This window comes from Arthrobacter sp. NicSoilB11 (assembly GCF_019977375.1).
In the GTDB taxonomy this organism is placed as follows: Bacteria; Actinomycetota; Actinomycetes; order Actinomycetales; family Micrococcaceae; genus Arthrobacter.
The window spans coordinates 1,284,585-1,304,988 of the sequence record NZ_AP024657.1; the positions used below are offsets into that span (position 1 = coordinate 1,284,585).

The following is a 20,404-nucleotide window of genomic DNA, read 5'->3' on the forward strand; positions in this document are numbered from 1 at the left end:
GGGAACAAGCACTGAAGGTGTCAAGGGCGAAAGCAGGAAGTCACATGCCCCAACCTCACCGCGAAAGCCGCCTTGCCGGCGTCGAGCATCTTTCGCGGCGCCTCTTGCTAATGGCCGTCGTTGGGGTAGGTCACACCGAGCTGGGCACGAACGCCATCGAAAAGCCGCATGGTGTTCAGTGTGTCTTCGAGCGGCATCACCGGACTCTCCGTCACTCCCTGCTGGACACACCGCATTACTTCGCGCAGCTCGTAGGTGTACCCCTTGCCCACAACGTCGAAGGTTTCCGTCCGGCGGTCTTCCCACCCCTTGGTGATGAGGAGTTCGCGGGGGTTGTTGATGGAGCCCACGCTCTGCATGAAGCCCAGGCTCCCTGCGACGGTCGCCGTGCGCGGACCGTGTGCCAGGAGTGAGGAGGTGAGCTGGACCTGGGCCGCGTGGCCGTAGCCGAGGGTCATGGCGTTCTGCGAATCCACGCCGTCGTCGTTGACGAAGCCCGTGGCGCTCACGGTGTGGGGAAAGCCAAGGGTGCCCAGCGCCCACAGGAGCGGGTAGACGGACAAGTCCAGCAACGCCCCTCCGCCGTCCTTCCGCGCCCACAACCTGGCCGTGGGGGAGTAGGGGGCGGGGAAGCCCAGGTCCGCGGTAATCCAGTGGATGTCGCCAAGTTCACCCGAAGCTGCGATCTGGAACGCGCGCTGCATCGAGGGCAGGAATCGGCTCCACATGGCTTCCATGAGGAAGAGACCTCGGCTGCGGGCAACATCGATGAGCTCGGATGCTTCCCGGGCGTTGATGGTGAACGCCTTCTCGCAGAGCACGTGCTTGCCGGCGTTGAGGGCGGCGAGAACCATCTCGTGGTGCTGCGCGTGCGGCGTGGCGACGTAGACAACGTCCACGGCGTCATCGGCGAGGAGCCGCTGGTAGCCGGGGACACCGCCGTCGTCACCATAGGCTTTTGCGAAGTCATAGGCCACGGCAAAAGCGTCCGCGCTGTCTTGTGCCCGGGAGCTGACCGCGTACAGCTCGGCGTCTTCAAGCAGCGCGAGATCCTGGGACACGGCGCGGGCGATGCTGCCCGTTGCAATAATTCCCCAGCGCAGGGGAGCCCCGGTGGCGGAGCGGGGATCCTGGTCAGGCTGGCTGGAAAGCCATGGCGTGGCGATGGGAGCAGTCATAGCTGCAATCCTGTCACAGCGGCGGGTGAGGACCGGGGACGTGCCGGCGACGGGGACAAGCAATAAAGGGGCCAGCGGTGGGGGACGGGATGTCCCCCACCGTTGGCCCCTTGGCTGAGGTCAGGCGGAAGCGGCGACGGCGGTCCGGCCGCGGACCGGTTCCTCCGTCAGCTTGCCCTGCTGGAGGCGGAAGCGGCGGTCCGTCTTGTTCGCCAGGGCCCGGTCGTGGGTGACCACCAGGATGGTGGTGTCGTGGTCGCGGCTCAGCGAGCTGAGGAGTTCGATGATGTGGTCGCCGGTCTGTTCGTCAAGGTTGCCGGTGGGCTCATCGGCGAGGATGAGCTTCGGTTCGTTGGCCAGGGCCCGCGCAATGGCCACCCTTTGCTGTTCGCCGCCGGAAAGCCGGTTGATGCGCCGTTCGTGCTTGGACGGATCCAGCTGGACCTGCTCCAGCAATTCCCTGGCGCGCTCCAGCCGGGCGGCCTTGCGCACCCCGGCAAATTCCATGGGAAGCATGACGTTGTCCACGGCGGACAGGTTGGGGATCAGGTTGAACTGCTGGAACACGAATCCGATGTCCCGGCGGCGGTATTCCGTCAGCTTGCTGTCCGGCAGGCTCGCCAGGCTGACGCCGTCCACGACGACGTCTCCGCTGGTGGGCTTGTCCAGTGCCCCAAGGAGGGACAACAGGGTGCTCTTGCCGCTGCCGCTCTTGCCCACGATCGAGGCCAGGGTGCCCTGGTCCAGGGCGAAGCTGACGTCGTTGACCGGTTTGATGGTGCGGTCACCGGAGTTGAAGGTGCGGACCAGGTTCTTGACTTCTATCATGGCTATTCTCCTCGCAGGACTTCGATGGGACGGATGCGCGCGGTGAGCAGCGCGGGAACCAGGGCGCCGATGATGGCGACACCGAAGACAGCAGCGATGCCACCGGCGATCACCCCCGGTGAGGCGCTGGCGGTCACGGAGTTCAACAGCTGGGAAGCGCCGCCGAAGGGTCCGCCCTGGCCGCCCGGGAAGCCCGCGCCACCACCGGCCCCGCCCGGGACACCGCGGCCCGTGGCGGCGGTGGTTCTGGTGGTGTTGCTGCTGATCAGTGCCGAGGCGATGCCGCCGCTGGCGAACGATGCAATGGCGGCACCGACGGCGCTGCCCAGGGCTGCCAGGACCAGTGCCTCGAGGACGAACTGCAGGCCGATGGTGCGGTTGGGCGCGCCGATCGCCTTCAGCACGCCGATTTCCCGGCGGCGCTCGCGGACCAGCATCACCATGATGAGCAGGATGATGAGCCCTGCGGTGCCCAGGGCGGCGATGAAGGCGATGAAGGAAATGTTCTTGACGCTGTCCAGCGAACTGACCGCGGTCTGCAGGTTCTGGCCCTGGGTGACATCGGCCTTGTCCGTGCCGAGAGCCGTCTGCAGGGCCGTCTTGGTGCTGGCCACGTTGTCCATGGAGTTGACCGTGACGATCATGCTGGACAGTTCACCCGGTGTGCCTGCCAGGGTCTGGGCGGTGGGGAGGGTGACATACACAGCGTTGTTGCCAAAGGTGGTGCCGGCGTCGAACAATCCCGAGACCGTGTAGGTCTGGTCGTTGATGGTGAAGGTGGAGCCAACCGTGAGGTTGTTCTTCCCTGCCAGGGTGGTGCCCAGCAGGGCACTGGTGGATGCTGCCGAGTAGTCGCCGAGCCCGGAGCCCTGCGTGATGTTCAGTGCCTTGCCGGTGGTGTCGACTTCGGCGCCAATGCCGGTGGCGGTGATCGGCAGGGACCGGACGGGCTGCTGCGTGGTTCCGGTGGAGCCCGTGCTTCCGTTGGCCTGCTGGTTGCGGTTGCCAAGGGTGCCTGCGTCCACCGCCGCCGTGAGGCTGGTGGTCAGTGTGGCTGCCGCCTGGCCGCCGGGGCCTCCCTGCCCGTTCTGGCCTCCGGGCCCTGCCTGCCCGGTATGTCCCGTTTGCCCGGCCGCGGCCTGTGCGGCCGCTTCGGTGGCATTGCGAAGCCGCAGGGAGGATGTCCCGACGACGGCACTGACGTTGGGCACGCCGGCGGCCGTGGCTGCCTGGCTGGTGGTGAGCGGCTCACCGCCGCCTTCGAAACCTTGCCCGCCGGCGGGGTTGACGGTCAGGACGGTGCCGACGGACGCATTGAGCTCCTGCACTTTCGCCCCGACCGCCTGGTTGGCTACCAGCATGGCCAGGGCAAGGCCAATGGCGACGGCCAGCACCGCGACAACAGCTGCGGTGCGGACCTTGTTTCTGAAGGCATTGCCTACGCTTCGGGCAAGGACGCTCACGTTACTCCTATGACTCAGGTGCCGGCGCGGAGGGCCGGCTTCGCATCAACCCTCGCTGGGCATCCTGTGCAGCAATCCGGCCCCACCTGTGTCTGGGCTGTGAAGGGCAGGGCCGGGAATCGAGTGCTGGTACTACAGTGGATGCATGGCTGCCAGCCGCAATCCGCTAGACGACCTGCGCGAAACCATCGGCCGTCTGGCCGATCAGCTCAAGCTGCCCGGTTCGGAGCGCGTCGACGACCTGGTGGGCGATCTCATGGCTGCGAGGCCCGGGCCGGCGCGGCCGCTGTCCGAGCTGCAGGCCGAGCTCGACGCCCTGGTCGGACTGGAGACAGTGAAGGAACAGGTGCGGTCGCTCGTCGCACTGCTCCAGGTCCAGGCCCGCCGTAAGGCGCACGGCCTGCCGGAGGTGGCCACATCACAGCATCTGGTGTTCCTCGGAAACCCGGGCACGGGCAAGACCACCGTGGCGCGGCTCCTGGCCGAGATGTACCGCGCGGTCGGCCTGCTGCAGAAAGGCCATCTGGTCGAGGTCGACCGTTCGGGCCTGGTGGGGCAGTACGTCGGCACCACCGCCATCAAGACAGACCGGGTGATCCGGCGCGCGCTGGACGGCGTCCTGTTCATTGACGAGGCCTACGCGCTGGCCCCGGAGGACGGCCGGATGGATTTCGGCCCCGAGGCGATCGAGGTCCTGCTCAAGCGGATGGAGGACCACCGCCACCGCCTGGTGGTGATTGTGGCCGGGTACCCGCGGCTGATGGAGTCCTTCCTGCTCTCGAACCCCGGACTGCGCTCCCGGTTCGCCCGTGAAATCACGTTCCCCGACTACTCCGTCGACGCACTCCAGACGATCTTCCACCGGATGCTGGCCCAGCACGAGTACAGGCTGGAGCCGGGTGCGGACCAGATGCTGCGCCGCATTTTCACCGGGCTGCACGCGGGCGAGGACTCCGGCAACGCGCGGTTCGCCCGCACATTGTTCGAGCAGGCGCTCAACCGTCAGGCGCTGCGGCTGTCGCTCGACGAGGAACAAAGTCTTGACGCGCTCGATCGTGAGGCCGTCATGACGCTCACCGCGGACGACATCGTCGGGGCCGCACTGGCCTTGGGCGAGGAGCCGGAGCCGGAACCGACGCCGGAACAGGAGCAGCCACGCTGGTGGCGCTGGCTGGTCTGACCGGATCTGCCGGCGCCGCGGCTTCGGGCTGCTCCCCGGACAGCGGACTGCCCTTAAACACGAAACTGCTCCCCGTAAGTCGGAACGAAATCTTCAGTCCAACTTACGGGGAGCAGTTCAGGGTGGCCGGGCTTCCCGGCCCCCGGGTGTACCGGCTGGTTCTAGAAGCTGTTACTTGATGATCGGTTCGAGGACCGGGTCACCTTTGTAAGCAGTCTTCACATTGGCGGCCGTCACGATGACCGGCTCCAGCAGGTAGGCGGGAACCACCTTGTTGCCATTGTTGTAGGACTTGTCGTCGTTGACCTCAGGCTTCTTGCCCGCCTGGAGGTCCTTGACCATGGTGATGGCGTGCTCAACGAGCTTGCGGGTGTCCTTATTGATGGTGGAGTACTGCTCGCCCGCAAGGATCGACTTGACGGACTCAACCTCGGAGTCCTGCCCGGTGACGACGGGAAGCGGCTTGCCGGCGGCCTTGACTGAAGTCAGGACGGCACGGGCCAGAGTGTCGTTAGGGGAGAGGACGCCGTCCAACGACTCGGTTCCGTACGATCCGGTCAGGATGGTATCCATGCGGCGCTGGGCGTTCTCAGCTTTCCAGTCCTGGGTCACAGCCTTCTCAAACGTGGTTTGGCCGGAGAGAACCTTCAGCGTGCCGTCGTCGATCTTAGCTTTCAGGACGCTCATGGCACCGTCGAAAAACACCTTTGCATTGGCATCGTCCGGCGAGCCAGCGAGAAGCTCAACGTTGTACGGGCCGGAGGGCTTCTTGGCCTTCATCCCGTCCAACAGCGCCTGTCCTTGCAGCTGGCCGACCTTGAAGTTGTCGTAAGCCACGTAGTAGTCCACATTCTCGGTGTTCAGCAGCAGGCGGTCGTAAGCGATGACCGTGGCTCCGGCGTCCTTGGCCTGCTTGAGCTGGGTACCCAGCTGGGACCCGTCCAATGCACCCACGATAACCACCTTGGCGCCCTTGGCGATCATGGCACTGATCTGGTTCTGCTGTTCGGCCACACCATTGTTGGCGAACTGGACCGTGGGTTTGAAACCGGCACTGGAAAGACCGTCGTTGAACAGCTTCTCCGCCAGGACCCAGTTCTCGCTGGTCTTCTTCGGAAGTGCCACACCGATCGCCGAGTCCTGCGGGAAGCCTCCGGCTCCCCCACTGGCGCCACCGCCAGAGTTACTGGGTTCGGAACGTCCGCAGCCCGTCAGCGCCAATGCTGCGATGGCAGCTACCGCTGCTGCCTTCCCTGCTTTGCCAAACATTCGCATTTCTTGTCCACTTTCTTTTGGGGGTGTTGGGGTCAGGAAGTCCTGATCAGGCTTCCCTGGAGATGGTTTCTCGTGTAGAGGTGACCTCGTCCGGCTGAAGAGGGGTGCCGGGTCCGCTGGATGGACGGTTGAAGTTCTTCATCATCAATCCGATAATTGACGCCCGTCCCTGTGACTTGTTGTACACATCGATGGCAACTGCCACCAGCAGCACCAGGCCTTTGATCATGGACTGCCAGTCAGCGCCGACGCTGAGCAACTGCAGACCATTGTTCAACACGGCCATCACCAGACCACCGACGATGGAGCCGATGACCGTACCGACGCCGCCAGTCACCGCCGCACCGCCGATGAACACTGCGGCGATGGCATCAAGTTCCCAGCCTGTGCCGTCAGAAGGTCCCGCCGAGGTGGAACGGGCAACGAAGATCATTCCGGCCAGTCCGGCGATGATGGACATGTTCATCATGACCAGGAAGTTGATCTTCTTTGACTTCACGCCGGAGAGTTCTGCCGCGTGGCGGTTGCCACCCACCGCATATACGTGCCGTCCAACGACCGTTTTCGAGGAAATGAAGCCATAAATCAAGACCAGCACAGCGAGAATGAGGCCGGGGATTGGGAAGGAGGTGCCCGGACGGCCAGTGGCGAACAGGTAGGTCGCGTACAGAATTGCGCCGCAAATCAGGACCAGCCTGAGGACGCTCACCCAGGTCTCCGAAACCTCAGCGCCGAGGGCTTTGGCCATGCGCCGGCGCCGTATTTCACTAAAGACCACGAACGCGACTGCTGCAAGTCCAAGGAGGAGCGTGAGGTTGTTGAACCCAGTGTCTGGCCCGACTTCAGGCAGGTAGCCTGCTCCGATGTACTGGAACTCCCTTGGGACAGGAATGGAGTTGGACTGGCCAACAAACTGCTGCGCCCCGCGGAAGATCAGCATGCCCGCCAAGGTGACGATGAATGCGGGGATGCCGACATAGGCCGTCCACCACCCTTGCCAGGCTCCGATAGCGGCCCCCAGGCCGAGGCCCAGGAGGATAGCCAGGTACCAAGGGAGGTTCCAGTCCCGCATCGTGATGGCCACCATCATCCCGACGAACGCCGCCACCGAGCCTACCGACAAGTCGATGTGGCCGGCGATGATCACCAGCACCATGCCGATGGCGAGGATGAGGATATAGGAGTTGCCATTGAAGAGGTTGATGACGTTACCCGGGGTAAGCGTGATGCCGCCGGTGAGCCACTGGAAGAGAACTATCAGAGCCACCAAGGCAAAGATCATCCCGAACTGGCGGGTGTCACCACCGAAGAGTTTCTTGAGCGCGTTCATTGTTTTGGTCCTTGTTTCTGGAAGGTTCTGGAAAGCTCCAGAGGGTTAGGCAGCTTTTCGAGTGGTGGAGGTCATGAGCTTCATCAGGCTTTCCTGGCTGGCTTCCTCTTTGTTGAGCACCCCGGTGATGGCACCCTCGAAGATCGTGTAGATGCGGTCCGAGAGACCCAGAAGTTCCGGCAGCTCAGAGGAAATCACGATGACGCCCTTGCCCTGGTTGGCAAGCTCCTGGATGATGCCGTAGATCTCGTACTTGGCCCCGACGTCGATGCCGCGGGTGGGTTCGTCCAGGATCAGCAGGTCGGGGTCCGTAAACATCCATTTGGCCAGGACCACCTTTTGCTGGTTGCCGCCGGACAGCTTGGCCACCCCTTCCTGTACTGAAGGGGCCTTGGTCCGCAGCGACCGACGATACTGCTCCGCCACAGCGAATTCCTGGTTGGTGTCCACCACACTGCGTTTGCTGATCTTTTCGAGGTTGGCGGAGACCGTTGTGGTCTTGATGTCGTCAAGCAAATTCAGTCCGAGGGATTTCCGGTCTTCGGTAACGTAGCCCAGTCCGGCGTCGATAGCTTGGTGGACGCTTTTGAGTGTGACTTCCTTGCCGTTGATATAGATCTGGCCGGAGACGAAATGGCCGTACGACCGGCCGAAGACGGAACGGGCCAGTTCGGTGCGGCCCGCGCCCATCAGCCCGGCGAAGCCGACGATCTCGCCGCGGCGTACAAAGAAGCTGGAATTCTTACATACCAGCCGGTCCTGGATCTGAGGATGGGCGACGGTCCAGTTCTTCACCTCGAAGAACACTTCGCCGATCTTGGGGGTGTGGTCCGGGAAGCGGGACTCGAGGGTCCGCCCCACCATGCCCTTGATAATACGGTCTTCGTCCACGCCGTCGGCCTTCACGTCAAGGGTTTCGATGGATTTGCCGTCACGGATGATGGTGATGGAGTCGGCGATCTGCTCAATTTCGTTTAGCTTGTGGGAAATGATGATGGACGTGATGCCCTTGGCCTTCAGCCCGAGCATCAGGTCCAGCAGGTGCTGGGAGTCGGACTCGTTGAGGGCGGCAGTGGGCTCGTCCAGGATCAGGATCTTCACGGACTTGTTTAGCGCTTTGGCGATCTCCACCAGCTGCTGCTTGCCTACGCCGATCTCCTTGATGGGCGTGTCCGGATCATCCCGCAGGCCCACCCTCGCCAGCAGGTCCAGTGACCGCAGCCTGGCTTCGGCCCAGTCGATCACGCCCCGCTTTGTGGGTTCGTTGCCAAGGAAGATGTTCTCCATGATGGACAGCTCCGGGATCAACGCCAGTTCCTGGTGGATGATCACGATGCCGGCGTGTTCGCTGGCCCGGATATCCCTGAACTGCTGGACCTGCCCCTGGTAGACGATGTCGCCGTCGTAGCTGCCGTAAGGGTAAACGCCGGAGAGGACTTTCATCAGGGTGGATTTGCCGGCGCCGTTCTCGCCGCAAATGGCGTGGATCTCACCGGCTTTGACCCGAAGGCTTACGTTATCCAACGCTTTAACGCCGGGGAATTCCTTGGTGATGGACCGCATCTCGAGAATGATCGGATCCGTATGCGTGGTCTGGGACGTCATGAACCCTAACCCTCCAATGCAATGACTTCTTTGTCCGGCCGGCAAAGCGCAGGGCCGTCTGAACCAAAAGTAAACTGGATCACAGCTGTTGTCGTCAAGTCTTTAACGCAATTGCTGGGTAACGATGTGGTCTACGGCTTGCGGATTCCGGCGTGCTGGAAGACCAGGGCGGCCGCGCCGAGGGCCTCTGCCCGATCGCCCAGGGAGGACATGGTGAGGGTGGTGGTCTCCCCGATGACCGGCACCGCATGCCGGATCAGCCCCCTCCTGATTGGGTCCAGGAGGATGTCCCCCAGGCCTGCCAGCGGCCCGCCCACCACGATCACCTCGGGGTTGATCAGGTTCGCAACATTGCCCAGCGCCCGGCCCACCGCCAGTCCCGCATCGTCCACCACACGCAGGGTGGCGGAGTCCCTGTTCAGGGCCTTGCGGACAATATCCGCCGGCGTCAATGGCCGGTCCTCGCCCCGGCTGAGGAGCTCAATCATGGTGGTGGTGGATGCTATGGTTTCGAGGCATCCACGGTTGCCGCAGCGGCACACCAGGCCCTGTTCGTGGATGGTGGCATGGCCTATTTCGCCGGTGATTCCAACGTTGCCGTAGTACGGCGAACCGTTGAGGATCAAGCCGGCGCCGATGCCGGAACCGATCTTCAGGAACATCAGGTTGCTGACGCCGGAGTGCTGCCCCCAGGTCACCTCGGACCATGCGCCCAGATTGGCGTCGTTGTCAACGAATACGGGGATTCTCAACGTTTCCTCCAGGTGCTGAAGGATGTTGATGCCCACCCATTCGGGAAGGATGGCCCCTTGGGCCACGGTCCCGGTCCGCCGGTCAATGGGGCCCGGAATACCGACGCCGGCGCCCACCACGGAGGTGCGTTCCACCCCGCTTTCCCGGAGTAGTTTCTCCAGTAGTTCCACCGCTGCATGGATGCCCTCATCCGCCTGGTGGCCCAGCGGGAGCAGCACTGATTCTTCAGCGATGACGTGGTAGCTGAGCGAGGCCAGGACCACCCGCAGGTGCCGCCGGCCGAAGTCGATGCCGACCGCCACGGCGCCGTTGCTGTTCAGTCGCACATTCAGCGCCCGGCGCCCTGAACTGGTTATCGGCTCTGTGGATGCCAGGCCGGAGTCAAGCATGATTTTGACGATGTTCGAGACGGTGGCGGTGGAGAGCCCCGTCTGCCGGGCGAGCTCCGCCTGCGTGGACGGGCCGCCCATGAGTGCCTCAATAATCCGCTGCTGGTTCAGTTGCCGCAGGGCGGACTGGGACCCCGGATTCTTGGGCTTGCTCCTCGTTGAGCGCGTGGTTGCGGACATGCTAAGAAGATTGCCCTATCGCTGCTCTTGTAGTCAAGAAGTTAACGCATGGCCTGTACGGGCATGCAGGAAATCGGCCGTCATGAGTACCCTCCGCGGCATCTGTGCATTCCGTCCCGGCGCGCGGGCGCCCGGGTCCAAACGACCCACAATCCTCCGCTGGCGGCTGGTTAGGCTGGAACGAGAGATCAGTCGGGCCCAGCCATTTCAGATGGACGGGGATACAGAAGGTGGTAACGATGCTGCTGTCCGTCCTGCAGGCGAACGCCGTGGTCCTGGACGTCGAGGCCAACCTTCGGACCATCGACGACGCCGCCACCCGGGCTGCCCGTGCCGGTGCCCACCTGCTCCTGACGCCGGAGCTTTTCCCCGTGGGCTACGCCCCGCTGCGGGTGCGCGGCGACCTGGACCCGGCAACCTTTCCCGCTGTCCGCGAACGGCTGGCTGATATCGCCCGCCGTAACAGGATTGCCCTTGTCTACAGCCTGCCCGCCGAAGCGGCTGGGGACGGTGCGGGCGCTGGGGTCGCCGGCAGCCCCGCGTGGCACATTACAGCGACCCTGGTTGATGCCACGGGCACCGAACTCCTCAGGTATGCCAAGGTGCATCTGTTCGGCAATGAGGAACGCAAGGCGTTCGTGGCAGCCGCGCAACCTCCCGCCGTCGTGGATTTCGAGGGTGTCCGCACCTCCCTGCTGATCTGCTACGACATCGAGTTCCCCGAGGCCGCCCGGGCAGCGGCGGCCCGCGGCGCGGAACTGCTCCTGGTCCCCACTGCCCTGTCGGCCGGTTACGAGGCCGTGCCCCAGGTACTCATCCGGGCGCGGGCGCTGGAAAGCCAACTTTATGTTGCCTATGCCAACCACTGTGGGGTCGAGGACGCCTACACTTTCGGCGGCGGAAGCGTGGTGGCGGGACCCGACGGCAGGCTCCTCGCCGAAGCAGCGGACACCCCTGCAGTGCTTTTCGCGGAGATAGGCCCTGATGCGGTGCGCGCAGCCAGGGACGAGGTGCCGTACCTGCGGGAACGCCGGCCGGAGCTTTACCGGGAGTGGGAGGCCGGCCTGGCGCGGGAAGCAGGCCAGCAGGGCGGATAACTGCCTTCAGGCGCCGTTTCCCGCCGCCCCGCCGGTCAGCCCTTCGGTGTACTGCAGCGCAATCCAGAGCTCAGCCCGCACCTGCGCCTGGTTCAGGTCCATCCCCAGCAGGTCGGCAATGACGCCGATCTGCCGCCGCACGCTGTTGCGGTGCAGCCCCAGCAGCTTGGCGGAACCATCCCAGCTGCCGTTTTCGCCAAGCCAGCCACGCAGGACGGCCAGCAGCGGATCGCGCCGGTCCGGTTCGAGCGCCAGGACAGGATGGAGGAGCCGCTCGGCCAGCAAGGTTCCGGCCTCACGGCCCAGCAGGCCCGTGACCGACCAGGACACCTCGTCGGCCCGCAGGCTCTGTCCACTTCGCTGGACCCGGCTGCGCAGGGACGTGGCCCGTTGGTACGCGGCGGGAAGGCTAGTCAGCTCGGTGGGTTCGCCGATCACCAGGCGCCAGCCGAGCCTCTCGACGTCGGCAAGCAGCGCGTCGTCCACCTTGAGCCGGGTCAGCGCGGCGAACCCGTAGTCGGTGATCTCCACCAGCTTGGTGTCGAACATGCGCCGCCACTGCAGCAGTTCCCTGACGGGGCTGTCTCCCGCCGGCCACTCCGGGGCATCCACCTTGACGCCTTGAAGCACGCGGATGGGCGCGGACCGGGTGGAAGACAGGCTCTGCGCCAGCAGGTCCTTGAGCCCGTTGACGTGCTTGCTCCCGCCGGTGGTGAGGCTCTCGGGGTGCAGCAGGACGGCGGTGGCCAGCTGGCTGGGGGCGAGCGAGCCACTGGTTCGCTGCCGGACCAGCAGCTCCAGCAGTCCGACGGCGGACTGGACCACGTTGTTCTGGGCGGGGGTCAGCGGATCGTCCGAGCCCAGGATCAGGGCACCGAGGTTGGCGTCCCTGGTGCTCCGCAGCGGATGGCCCACCACCAGCGCCGAGCCGGGCTGGTCAAAGCCGTCCATTTCCACCCGGGGGCCACGGCCGGACAGCAGCCGTTCCAGCATGGGTTCCAGCAGGGAAAGTTCGACGGCGGTGCTCCCGCCGGCGCTGGTGCCCCGGGCCCGGACCCGGCCGTCCGCTCCCACCATCACGGCCCACACGGGCACGCGCTGGACCAGCGCAGCCAGCAGTTCGTGCTCCGGTTTGGGGGAGAGGACGGCGCGCATGAGCTGCCGGTTGGTCTCTGCCAGCTGCCGGAAGACCCTGGCGTTGTCGGTTTCCAGGAGCTGGGAAAACTGCAGGCCGATCGCCGCGAAGGGAAGCGACTCGGGCACCTCGAACAAGGTGAGGTTGTGCCGCCGGCACGCGTCGAGGACCACCTCCGGGACGGCGTCGAAGTACGGCCTGATCCCGAAGCCCAGGGCCGCCACCTTGGCCTCCACCAGCCGGCGGACATAGGCGTCCACGCTGGCGGGTGATCCCCCGTCACCAAGGAAGGGGAGGCCGGCGGTGAGCAGGAATTCCCCCTCCGGAAGGTAGGGCGTGGGGTCCTCCAGCTCACTGGGCTCAACCCACCGCAGCAGCCGGCCGCCGCTGCCGCCGTCGTGAAGCATTGTCAACAGCGGCGGCAGCTGGTCGAGGAACTGCTGGAGGGTGACGAAGCTCAGCCGTCCTGACGTGGCCGGCTCAGCGGACATCATGTGCATTAAGTCTCATGGTGGATCACTATAAGTCATTTTGCACCGCGCTGAGAGTTGGCTCACATGCCAACCTTGGGAAGGGGAAACCGACAACTACTCTGAAGGGACGTCAACGGTGACTGTGCCTGTGACCACCGAACAAACTCTTGTGCCAAGCGGCGTGCGGCCCAGCCTCCGGACACAGCTGCTGCGCCGTAAACCGATCGGCCAGATGGTCAGCGAGGCCGGAACAGGCCAGGACGGCACTGGACTGGTTCGCAGTTTCGGCATCCTCCACCTGACCATGATCAGCGTGGGCGCCACCCTGGGGACGGGCATCCTGGTGATCCTTGGCGAGTCGGTTCCGTTGGCCGGCCCGGCCATCTGGATCTCTTTCGTCATCGCCGGCCTGGCCGCGCTGCTCTCCGCGGTGTCCTACGCCGAAATGGCCGGCCTGGTCCCCGTGGCGGGCTCCAGCTACTCCTACTCCTACGCCACCATGGGCGAGGGGATGGCCTGGATCTGCGGGTGGTGCCTTGTCCTTGAATACGCCGTCTCCGTCGCTGCCGTAGCTGTGGGGGCAGGGCAGTACGTCAACGAGGCGCTGGCAGCGTTCGGCCAGGTGCTGCCCGATGCCATGTCGCAGCCGCCCGGGGACGGCGGACTGGTGAACATCCCAGCGGTGGCCATCGTGGTGCTGGCCATGGTCCTGCTGGTCCGCGGCGCCCGTGAAAGCGCCTGGATCAACACCGCCGTCGTCATCATCAAGATCGGCATCCTGCTGTTCTTCTGCGCTGTTGCCTTTACCGCCTTCAACGCCGGCAACTTCGAACCGCTCTTTCCCATGGGTGCCGCAGGTGTGTCCGCGGCCGCTTCCCGGGTGTTCTTTTCCTACATCGGTTTCGACGCGGCATCCACTGCGGGCGAAGAGGCCAGGAACCCCAAACGCGATCTTCCCCGCGCCATCCTGCTGTCCATGGTGATCGTCACCAGCATCTACGTCCTCGTGGCCGTCGCCGCCATCGGTGCCCGGCCCTGGGGCTGGTTCGACGGCACCGAAGCCGCCCTGGTCCAGATCCTGGAGGAGACCACCAACCAGCCGTGGATCGCCTTGGTCTTTTCGGTCGGCGCTGTCCTTGCGATCGCCAGCATCGTGCTCACGGTCCTGTATGGCCAGACCCGCATCCTGCTCTCGATGTCCCGGGACGGCCTGGTGCCCGAGGTCTTTGGACGCGTCTCCGCCCGGACCGGCACCCCGGCCGCGGGAACCCTGATTGTCGGCACCGCCGTCGCACTCACCGCGGGCCTGGTCCCGCTCGGCGCCCTCGCCGATGCCACCAGCATCGGAACCCTGTTCGCCTTCGCGCTGGTCAATGTCGCCGTCATCTACCTGCGGCGCAACCGGCCGGACCTCAAGCGAAGCTTCCGGGTGCCGCTGTATCCCTTGACTCCCGTGCTGGGCACGCTGATGTGCGCCTACCTGATGGCCAACCTTGGAGCCGATACCTGGGTTGTCTTTGGTGCCTGGATGCTGGTGGGGATCGCCATCTACTTCGGCTATGGACGCCGGAACTCGAAGGTAGCGGCTCTCAGTGAGCTCGACTACCGTGAACTGACCGCCAAGGCCCCACGCCAGGAACCTGTGAAAGCAGAACTATCATGACAACCGCAACCGAACTGCCGGCCTTCGACCCCTCCAGCACCTCAGCGGCTCCCGCAGACGCCGCCGGACGGGGCGTCGCCGGACACGCGGCCCCCATCACCATGCTGAACCCCGACTTTCCGTTCAGCTACGACCACTACCTGGCCCACCCCGATGGCCTGGGTTCCGTCCCGCCGGAGCTTTACGGCACGGAAGTTGCCGTCATCGGCGCCGGCCTCTCCGGCCTGGTGACCGCCTATGAACTGATGAAACTGGGACTGCGGCCCGTGGTCTATGAAGCGGACCAGATCGGCGGGCGGCTCCGCACCGCCGCCTTCCCCGCAGCGCCCGGAGTGGTGGCGGACCTGGGCGGGATGCGCTTCCCGGTATCGGGCAAGGCCTTCTACCATTACGTGGACCTGCTGGGCCTGGAGACCCAGGAGTTCCCAAACCCCCTCGCCGAGGCCACGTCCAGCACCGTGATCGAGCTGGCCGGCAAGAAGCACTATGCGGAGAAGCCGGGCGACCTTCCGCCGTTCTTCCGCGAGGTGGCCGACGCCTGGAAGGCCGCGGTCAATGACGGCGCCAAGTTCGTCGAAATGCAGGACGCCATCCGGGCCCGGGACATGGCCCGCATCAAGGACCTCTGGAACGAACTGCTGCCGCTCATGGACGAGCAGACCTTCTACGGCTTCATCGCAGCCAGCGAGTCCTTCAAGAAGGCAGGCTTCGCCCACCGGGAGGCCTTTGGCCAGGTGGGGTTCGGCACCGGCGGCTGGGACACCGACTTCCCCAACTCCATCCTTGAAATCCTTCGCGTGGTCTACACCGACGCGGACGACCAGCACCGGCTGATCCGCGGGGGAGCACAGCGCCTGCCCGAGGCACTCTGGCAGCACGCGCCGTCGGACATGGTGCACTGGCCCGCCGGCACCTCCCTTTCCTCGCTGCACTCCGGATCGCCCCGCGGTGCCGTGGGAAGGATCAGCCGCGACCCGGACGGGAACCTGCGGATCCGTGAACGCTGGGGCCGCGAGGCCAGCTACCCGGCGGTGGTGACCACCTGCCAGTCCTGGCTGCTGTCCACCCGGATCCACACGGAGGAGGCCTTGTTCCCGGCCGAGCTGTGGACCGCGATGGAGCGCTCGCACTACATGCAGTCCTCCAAGACGTTCGTCATGGTGGACCGGCCGTTCTGGAAGGACATCGACCCGGACACCGGCAACGAGGTCCTGTCCATGACGCTGACCGACAGGCTGAACCGCGCCACCTACCTGCTGGACAACGGCCCTGACCAGCCCGCCGTCATCCTGCTCTCCTACACCTGGAACGACGACGCGCTGAAGTGGCTGGCCCTTGACGCCGACGAACGCGTGGAACTGATGCTGCACTCGCTCGAACAGATCTACCCCGGAGTGGACATCGCAGGGCACATCGTGGGCCAGCCCATCACCGTGTCCTGGGAGGCGGACCCCAACTTCATGGGTGCCTTCAAAGCCAACCTCCCCGGCCACTACCGCTACCAGCAGAGGCTGTTCACCCACTTCAAGCAGGACAAACTGCCGGAGTCCCAGCGCGGCATCTTCCTGGCCGGCGACGACGTCTCCTTCACCGCCGGCTGGGCGGAAGGCGCCGTCACTACGGGGCTGAACGCGGTGTGGGGCGTGGTGAAGCACCTGGGCGGGTCCTCCGCGCCGGGCAACCCCGGCCCGGGCGACCTGCTGGACGAGTTCGGGCCCATCAGCCTGGACTGATGCAGGCCGGACTGGGTCAGGCGTGGAGCTCGCGGTGTTTCGCCGCGAGTTCCACGTAGCGCGCCGCATTGGCGCGGACGCCGTCGAACTCTTCATCCGTGAGTTCGCGGCGCACCTTGGCGGGCACGCCCGCCACCAGCGACCGGGGCGGAACCACCGTGCCTTCAAGCACGACGGCGCCGGCCGCCACCAGCGAGCCGGCGCCGATCACGGCGCCGTTGAGGACGGTGGCGCCCATGCCGATCAGGCAGTCGTCCTCCACCGTGCAGCCATGGACGACGGCGGCGTGCCCCACGCTGACCCGTTCGCCCACCGTGCAGGGGAAGCCGGGGTCGGCGTGCAGCACCACGTTGTCCTGCAGGTTGCTGCCGGCACCCACGGTGATGGCAGCGGTGTCGGCGCGGACGGAGACGCCGTAGAAGGCACTGGAATCCGGTCCCAGGCTGGCGTTGCCGATGATCGAGGCCGACGGGGCTACGAACGCTGAGTCATGGACAGCCGGGGAATTTCCGGCGAAAGGGTACAGAGGAGCCATGGCTTCACCCTAAGCCACCCCTGCACCCAACTGACTCGCAGTAGATGCCGTTTCGAGGCCCCAAAACGGCATCTACTGCTACCTAGTTGAAGACCGCGTCAGTTGAAGACCACCGTCAGTTGAAGACCACTGTTCGGTTGCCGTCCAGGAGCACGCGGTGCTCGGCGTGCCACTGCACGGCCTGGACCAGCGTGCGCCCCTCCACGTCGCGGCCCATCTGCACGAACTGCTCAGGGGTGCGGGCGTGGTCCACCCGGATGACTTCCTGTTCGATGATGGGCCCCTCATCCAGGGCGGCCGTCACATAGTGAGCCGTGGCACCGATCAGCTTCACGCCGCGGGCATGTGCCTGGTGGTACGGCTTGGCGCCCTTGAAGGAGGGCAGGAACGAGTGGTGGATGTTGATGGCCTTGCCGGTCAGCTCGGTGCAGAGTTCATCGGAGAGGATCTGCATGTAGCGGGCCAGCACGGTCAACTCGATATCGTGCTCCGCGATGATGGCGCGAAGTTTGTCCTCCGCCTGCACCTTGGCGTCCTTGGTCACCGGGATGTAGTGGAAGGGGATGCCGTAGAACTCGGCCAGCCCGGCGAGATCCTGGTGGTTGGACACAATGGCGGGAATCTCAATGGGCAGGGTGCCCGAGCGCTGCTGGAACAGCAGGTCGTTGAGGCAGTGGGCAGAAGTGCTGGCCATCACCAGGGTGCGCACCTTGTCGCCAACAGTATTGAGGTTCCACTGCATGGAGAAGGCCTCCGCCACTGGCTCCAGCGCGGCACGGAGCTCCGACTTGGGGGCTGCCGTGGTCACCTCAACGCGCATGAAGAAGTTCCCGGTTGAAGGGCTGCCGTACTGCTGCGAATCCGTGATGTTGCACCCCGCCACCAGCAGCGCTCCGGCCACCGCGTGGACGATTCCGGGACGGTCCGGGCAGGACAGGGTTACAACGTACGCTTGGTTCAGCTGCTCTTCATTCACGCGTAATAGCCTACCCGCGCCGGGGGCGCCGGTTTTGGTAGGCTGGGATGGTCGCAACTGGCGTTGGGTGGCTAACCACCAGGGAGCGGCAATCACGAAGACCACGGATCGTACGCCTGGGCCGAGGGTCATGTTTTGCCGGAAATGGGGCTGCACCCGCGTCAGCGCAGCAGTGCCATGCCGAGCTTTCACGCCCTGTCATCAACGCGGTGCGAAAGTGCGCCACCCGGTAGCCTGACCTAAGCAGTGCCCATATCCCTAGCCAGGAGTTCTCCGTGACTACTACAGCCACCTCAACCACAGCCGTGAGCAACCAGCCGTTGGCTGAGCTCGATCCCGAAATTGCAGCAGTGCTGGACCAGGAGCTCGGCCGCCAGCGCGGCACCCTGGAGATGATTGCCTCCGAAAACTTTGCGCCCCGCGCCGTGATGGAAGCCCAGGGCTCCGTCCTCACCAACAAGTACGCCGAGGGCTACCCGGGCCGCCGCTACTACGGCGGCTGTGAATACGTCGACATCGCAGAGCAGCTGGCCATCGACAGGGTCAAGGCACTGTTCGGCGCCGAATACGCCAACGTCCAGCCGCACTCCGGCGCGCAGGCCAACGCCGCCGCCCTCTCCGCCATGATCACCCCGGGCGACAAGATCCTGGGCCTGTCCCTGGCCCACGGCGGGCACCTGACCCACGGCATGAAGCTGAACTTCTCCGGCAAGCTGTACCAGGTGGCCGCCTACCAGGTCGAGGAAGATACCTTCCGCATCGACATGGACAAGCTCCGCGAGCAGGCCATCGCCGAAAAGCCGCAGGTCATCATCGCCGGCTGGTCCGCCTACCCGCGCCACCTCGACTTCGCCGCCTTCCGCTCCATCGCCGATGAGGTTGGCGCGCTGCTCTGGACCGACATGGCACACTTCGCCGGACTGGTTGCCGCCGGACTGCACCCGAGCCCGGTGCCGCACTCCGACGTCGTCACCTCCACCGTGCACAAGACCCTGGCAGGGCCCCGCTCGGGCGTGATCCTCGCCAAGGAGCAGTGGGCCAAGAAGCTGAACTCCAGCGTCTTCCCGGGCCAGCAGGGCGGGCCGCTGATGCACGTCATCGCCGCCAAGGCCGTGGCCTTCAAGATCGCCGGTACCCAGGAATTCAAGGAGCGCCAGGAGCGCGTCCTGGAAGGCGCCCGGATCATCGCCGACCGCCTGAACCAGGCCGACGTGTCAGAGGCCGGCGTCTCCGTCCTCACCGGCGGCACGGACGTCCACCTGGTGCTCGTGGACCTTCGCAACTCGCAGCTGGACGGCCAGCAGGCAGAAGACCTGCTGCACTCGGTTGGCATCACCGTCAACCGCAACGCCGTGCCGTTCGACCCCCGCCCGCCGATGGTCACCTCCGGCCTGCGCATCGGCACCCCGGCCCTGGCCACCCGCGGCTTCGGTGCCGCCGAATTCACCGAGGTGGCCGAGATCATCGCCACCGCCCTCAAGGCAGGCACCAGCGCCGACGTCGAGGCCCTGCAGGCCCGCGTGGACAAGCTGGCAGCCGACTTCCCGCTCTACCCGCAGCACGAGCAGTGGTAACCGATGGCTGAAACCACAACCGCACAGATCCTTGACGGCAAGGCTACCGCCGCCGCCATCAAGGCCGAGCTGACCGAACGAGTGGCCGCACTCAAGGCCAAGGGCGTCACGCCCGGCATCGCCACTGTGCTGGTGGGAGCGGACCCCGCCTCGCAGCTGTACGTGTCCATGAAGCACAAGCAGTCCGAGCAGATCGGGATGAACTCCATCCAGCGTGAGCTTCCGGCCGATGCCACGCAGGAACAGGTGGAGGCCCTCATTGACGAACTCAATGCGGACCCGGCCTGCCACGGCTACATTGTGCAGTTGCCGCTGCCCAAGCACCTGGACACGGACGCCATCCTGGAGCGCATCGATCCCGCCAAGGATGCCGACGGCCTGCACCCCACCAACCTTGGCCGGCTTGTGCTGAACGTCAACAACAAGATCACCACGCCGCTGCCGTGCACCCCCCGCGGGGTCATCGAGCTCCTGGAGCGCAACGGATACAGCCTGGCAGGCAAGCACGTTGTGGTGGTGGGGCGCGGCGTCACGATCGGCCGCTCCATCGGCCTGCTGCTCACGCGGCGCGAGGTGAACGCCACCGTGACCCTGACCCATACCGGGACCAGGAACCTGTCAGAACTGCTCCGGCAGGCGGACGTCATCGTGGGCGCGGCCGGTGTGAAGCACATCGTCAAGGCCGCGGACGTAAAGCCGGGCGCGGCGGTGCTGGATGTCGGCGTTACCCGCGAGACCGATCCGGACACCGGCAAGAGCCGCGTCTACGGCGACATCGATCCCGCCGCCGCCGATGTGGCCGGCTGGATTTCGCCGAACCCCGGGGGCGTCGGTCCCATGACCGTGGCGCTGCTGATGACCAACGTGGTGGAGGCCGCCGAACGCGCGGCAGCCAACGCGCACTAGTCCCCGGCACTAAGTGCACGACGGCGGCACGGTACCTTCCGCAGGGAAGGCGCCGTGCCGCCGTCGTCCGTTTCAACGTAACTGCAAGCACACTTCCACCTGCGCCGCGCCTCCACTAGTCTGCACAGGTG

General features: G+C 65.3%; 16 protein-coding genes. 6 read left to right on the forward strand and 10 right to left on the reverse strand.

Features of this window, described 5'->3' with window-relative positions; all coding sequences use genetic code 11:
• Nucleotides 1-107: 107 nt before the first annotated feature.
• The 3 genes from LDO14_RS06080 to LDO14_RS06090 form a co-directional block, all read right to left on the reverse strand.
• The gene (locus LDO14_RS06080) at nucleotides 108-1,178 is read right to left on the reverse strand and encodes a Gfo/Idh/MocA family oxidoreductase (RefSeq protein WP_134164573.1); all 1,071 of its coding nucleotides are present in this window, start codon (nucleotides 1,176-1,178) and stop codon (nucleotides 108-110) included.
• Nucleotides 1,179-1,298: 120 nt separating this feature from the next.
• Nucleotides 1,299-2,006 carry an ABC transporter ATP-binding protein gene (locus LDO14_RS06085; protein ID WP_018770244.1) on the reverse strand — a complete coding sequence of 236 codons (708 nt, stop codon included), beginning with the start codon at nucleotides 2,004-2,006 and terminating at the stop codon, nucleotides 1,299-1,301.
• A gap of 2 nt (nucleotides 2,007-2,008) precedes the next feature.
• Entirely contained in the window at nucleotides 2,009-3,469 is a 1,461-nt protein-coding gene (locus LDO14_RS06090; protein ID WP_223994416.1) for an FtsX-like permease family protein, read from the reverse strand.
• Nucleotides 3,470-3,614: 145 nt separating this feature from the next.
• Here LDO14_RS06090 and LDO14_RS06095 point away from each other — a divergent pair, with 145 nt between their 5' ends.
• A complete protein-coding gene (locus LDO14_RS06095; RefSeq protein WP_134164571.1) occupies nucleotides 3,615-4,649 on the forward strand; it encodes an AAA family ATPase in 1,035 nt (344 codons plus the stop codon).
• 171 nt (nucleotides 4,650-4,820) lie between these two features.
• Here LDO14_RS06095 and LDO14_RS06100 read toward each other — a convergent pair whose 3' ends face one another.
• The 4 genes from LDO14_RS06100 to LDO14_RS06115 all read right to left on the reverse strand — a co-directional run bounded on the left by LDO14_RS06100 (nucleotide 4,821) and on the right by LDO14_RS06115 (nucleotide 10,181).
• A complete protein-coding gene (locus tag LDO14_RS06100) occupies nucleotides 4,821-5,924 on the reverse strand; it encodes a sugar-binding protein (RefSeq protein ID WP_056332472.1) in 1,104 nt (367 codons plus the stop codon).
• Between the two features lie 46 nt (nucleotides 5,925-5,970).
• Nucleotides 5,971-7,254 carry a multiple monosaccharide ABC transporter permease gene (gene mmsB / locus LDO14_RS06105; protein WP_056393436.1) on the reverse strand — a complete coding sequence of 428 codons (1,284 nt, stop codon included), beginning with the start codon at nucleotides 7,252-7,254 and terminating at the stop codon, nucleotides 5,971-5,973.
• Between the two features lie 45 nt (nucleotides 7,255-7,299).
• Nucleotides 7,300-8,859 carry a multiple monosaccharide ABC transporter ATP-binding protein gene (mmsA, locus tag LDO14_RS06110; protein ID WP_056393438.1) on the reverse strand — a complete coding sequence of 520 codons (1,560 nt, stop codon included), beginning with the start codon at nucleotides 8,857-8,859 and terminating at the stop codon, nucleotides 7,300-7,302.
• A gap of 131 nt (nucleotides 8,860-8,990) precedes the next feature.
• Entirely contained in the window at nucleotides 8,991-10,181 is a 1,191-nt protein-coding gene (locus LDO14_RS06115; protein WP_018770238.1) for an ROK family transcriptional regulator, read from the reverse strand.
• Nucleotides 10,182-10,420: 239 nt separating this feature from the next.
• On the opposite strand from LDO14_RS06115, the gene LDO14_RS06120 reads away from it, so the two are divergent.
• The gene (locus LDO14_RS06120; protein WP_056393439.1) at nucleotides 10,421-11,278 is read left to right on the forward strand and encodes a nitrilase-related carbon-nitrogen hydrolase; all 858 of its coding nucleotides are present in this window, start codon (nucleotides 10,421-10,423) and stop codon (nucleotides 11,276-11,278) included.
• A 6-nt stretch (nucleotides 11,279-11,284) separates the two neighbouring features.
• Here LDO14_RS06120 and LDO14_RS06125 read toward each other — a convergent pair whose 3' ends face one another.
• Nucleotides 11,285-12,904, reverse strand: coding sequence for a PucR family transcriptional regulator (locus LDO14_RS06125; protein WP_134164626.1), 1,620 nt, complete (start codon nucleotides 12,902-12,904; stop codon nucleotides 11,285-11,287).
• Between the two features lie 214 nt (nucleotides 12,905-13,118).
• Here LDO14_RS06125 and LDO14_RS06130 point away from each other — a divergent pair, with 214 nt between their 5' ends.
• Both LDO14_RS06130 and LDO14_RS06135 read left to right on the forward strand, forming a co-directional pair.
• The gene (locus LDO14_RS06130) at nucleotides 13,119-14,549 is read left to right on the forward strand and encodes an amino acid permease (protein WP_346656253.1); all 1,431 of its coding nucleotides are present in this window, start codon (nucleotides 13,119-13,121) and stop codon (nucleotides 14,547-14,549) included.
• Complete coding sequence (locus tag LDO14_RS06135) at nucleotides 14,546-16,282, forward strand: NAD(P)/FAD-dependent oxidoreductase (RefSeq protein ID WP_223994420.1); 1,737 nt, start codon at nucleotides 14,546-14,548, stop codon at nucleotides 16,280-16,282. Before LDO14_RS06130 ends, LDO14_RS06135 begins: the two co-directional genes overlap by 4 nt.
• A 16-nt stretch (nucleotides 16,283-16,298) precedes the next feature.
• Here LDO14_RS06135 and LDO14_RS06140 read toward each other — a convergent pair whose 3' ends face one another.
• Nucleotides 16,299-16,817, reverse strand: a complete 519-nt coding sequence (locus tag LDO14_RS06140; protein ID WP_018770233.1) for a gamma carbonic anhydrase family protein — start codon at nucleotides 16,815-16,817, stop codon at nucleotides 16,299-16,301.
• A 115-nt stretch (nucleotides 16,818-16,932) separates the two neighbouring features.
• Entirely contained in the window at nucleotides 16,933-17,793 is an 861-nt protein-coding gene (gene purU / locus LDO14_RS06145; protein WP_018770232.1) for a formyltetrahydrofolate deformylase, read from the reverse strand.
• A 275-nt stretch (nucleotides 17,794-18,068) separates the two neighbouring features.
• Here purU and glyA point away from each other — a divergent pair, with 275 nt between their 5' ends.
• Nucleotides 18,069-19,367 (forward strand): serine hydroxymethyltransferase, encoded by a 1,299-nt coding sequence (gene glyA, locus LDO14_RS06150; protein WP_056393445.1) that lies wholly within the window; start codon nucleotides 18,069-18,071, stop codon nucleotides 19,365-19,367.
• A 3-nt stretch (nucleotides 19,368-19,370) separates the two neighbouring features.
• Nucleotides 19,371-20,273, forward strand: a complete 903-nt coding sequence (locus LDO14_RS06155) for a bifunctional methylenetetrahydrofolate dehydrogenase/methenyltetrahydrofolate cyclohydrolase (protein ID WP_018770230.1) — start codon at nucleotides 19,371-19,373, stop codon at nucleotides 20,271-20,273.
• The last annotated feature ends 131 nt before the right edge of the window (nucleotides 20,274-20,404 follow it).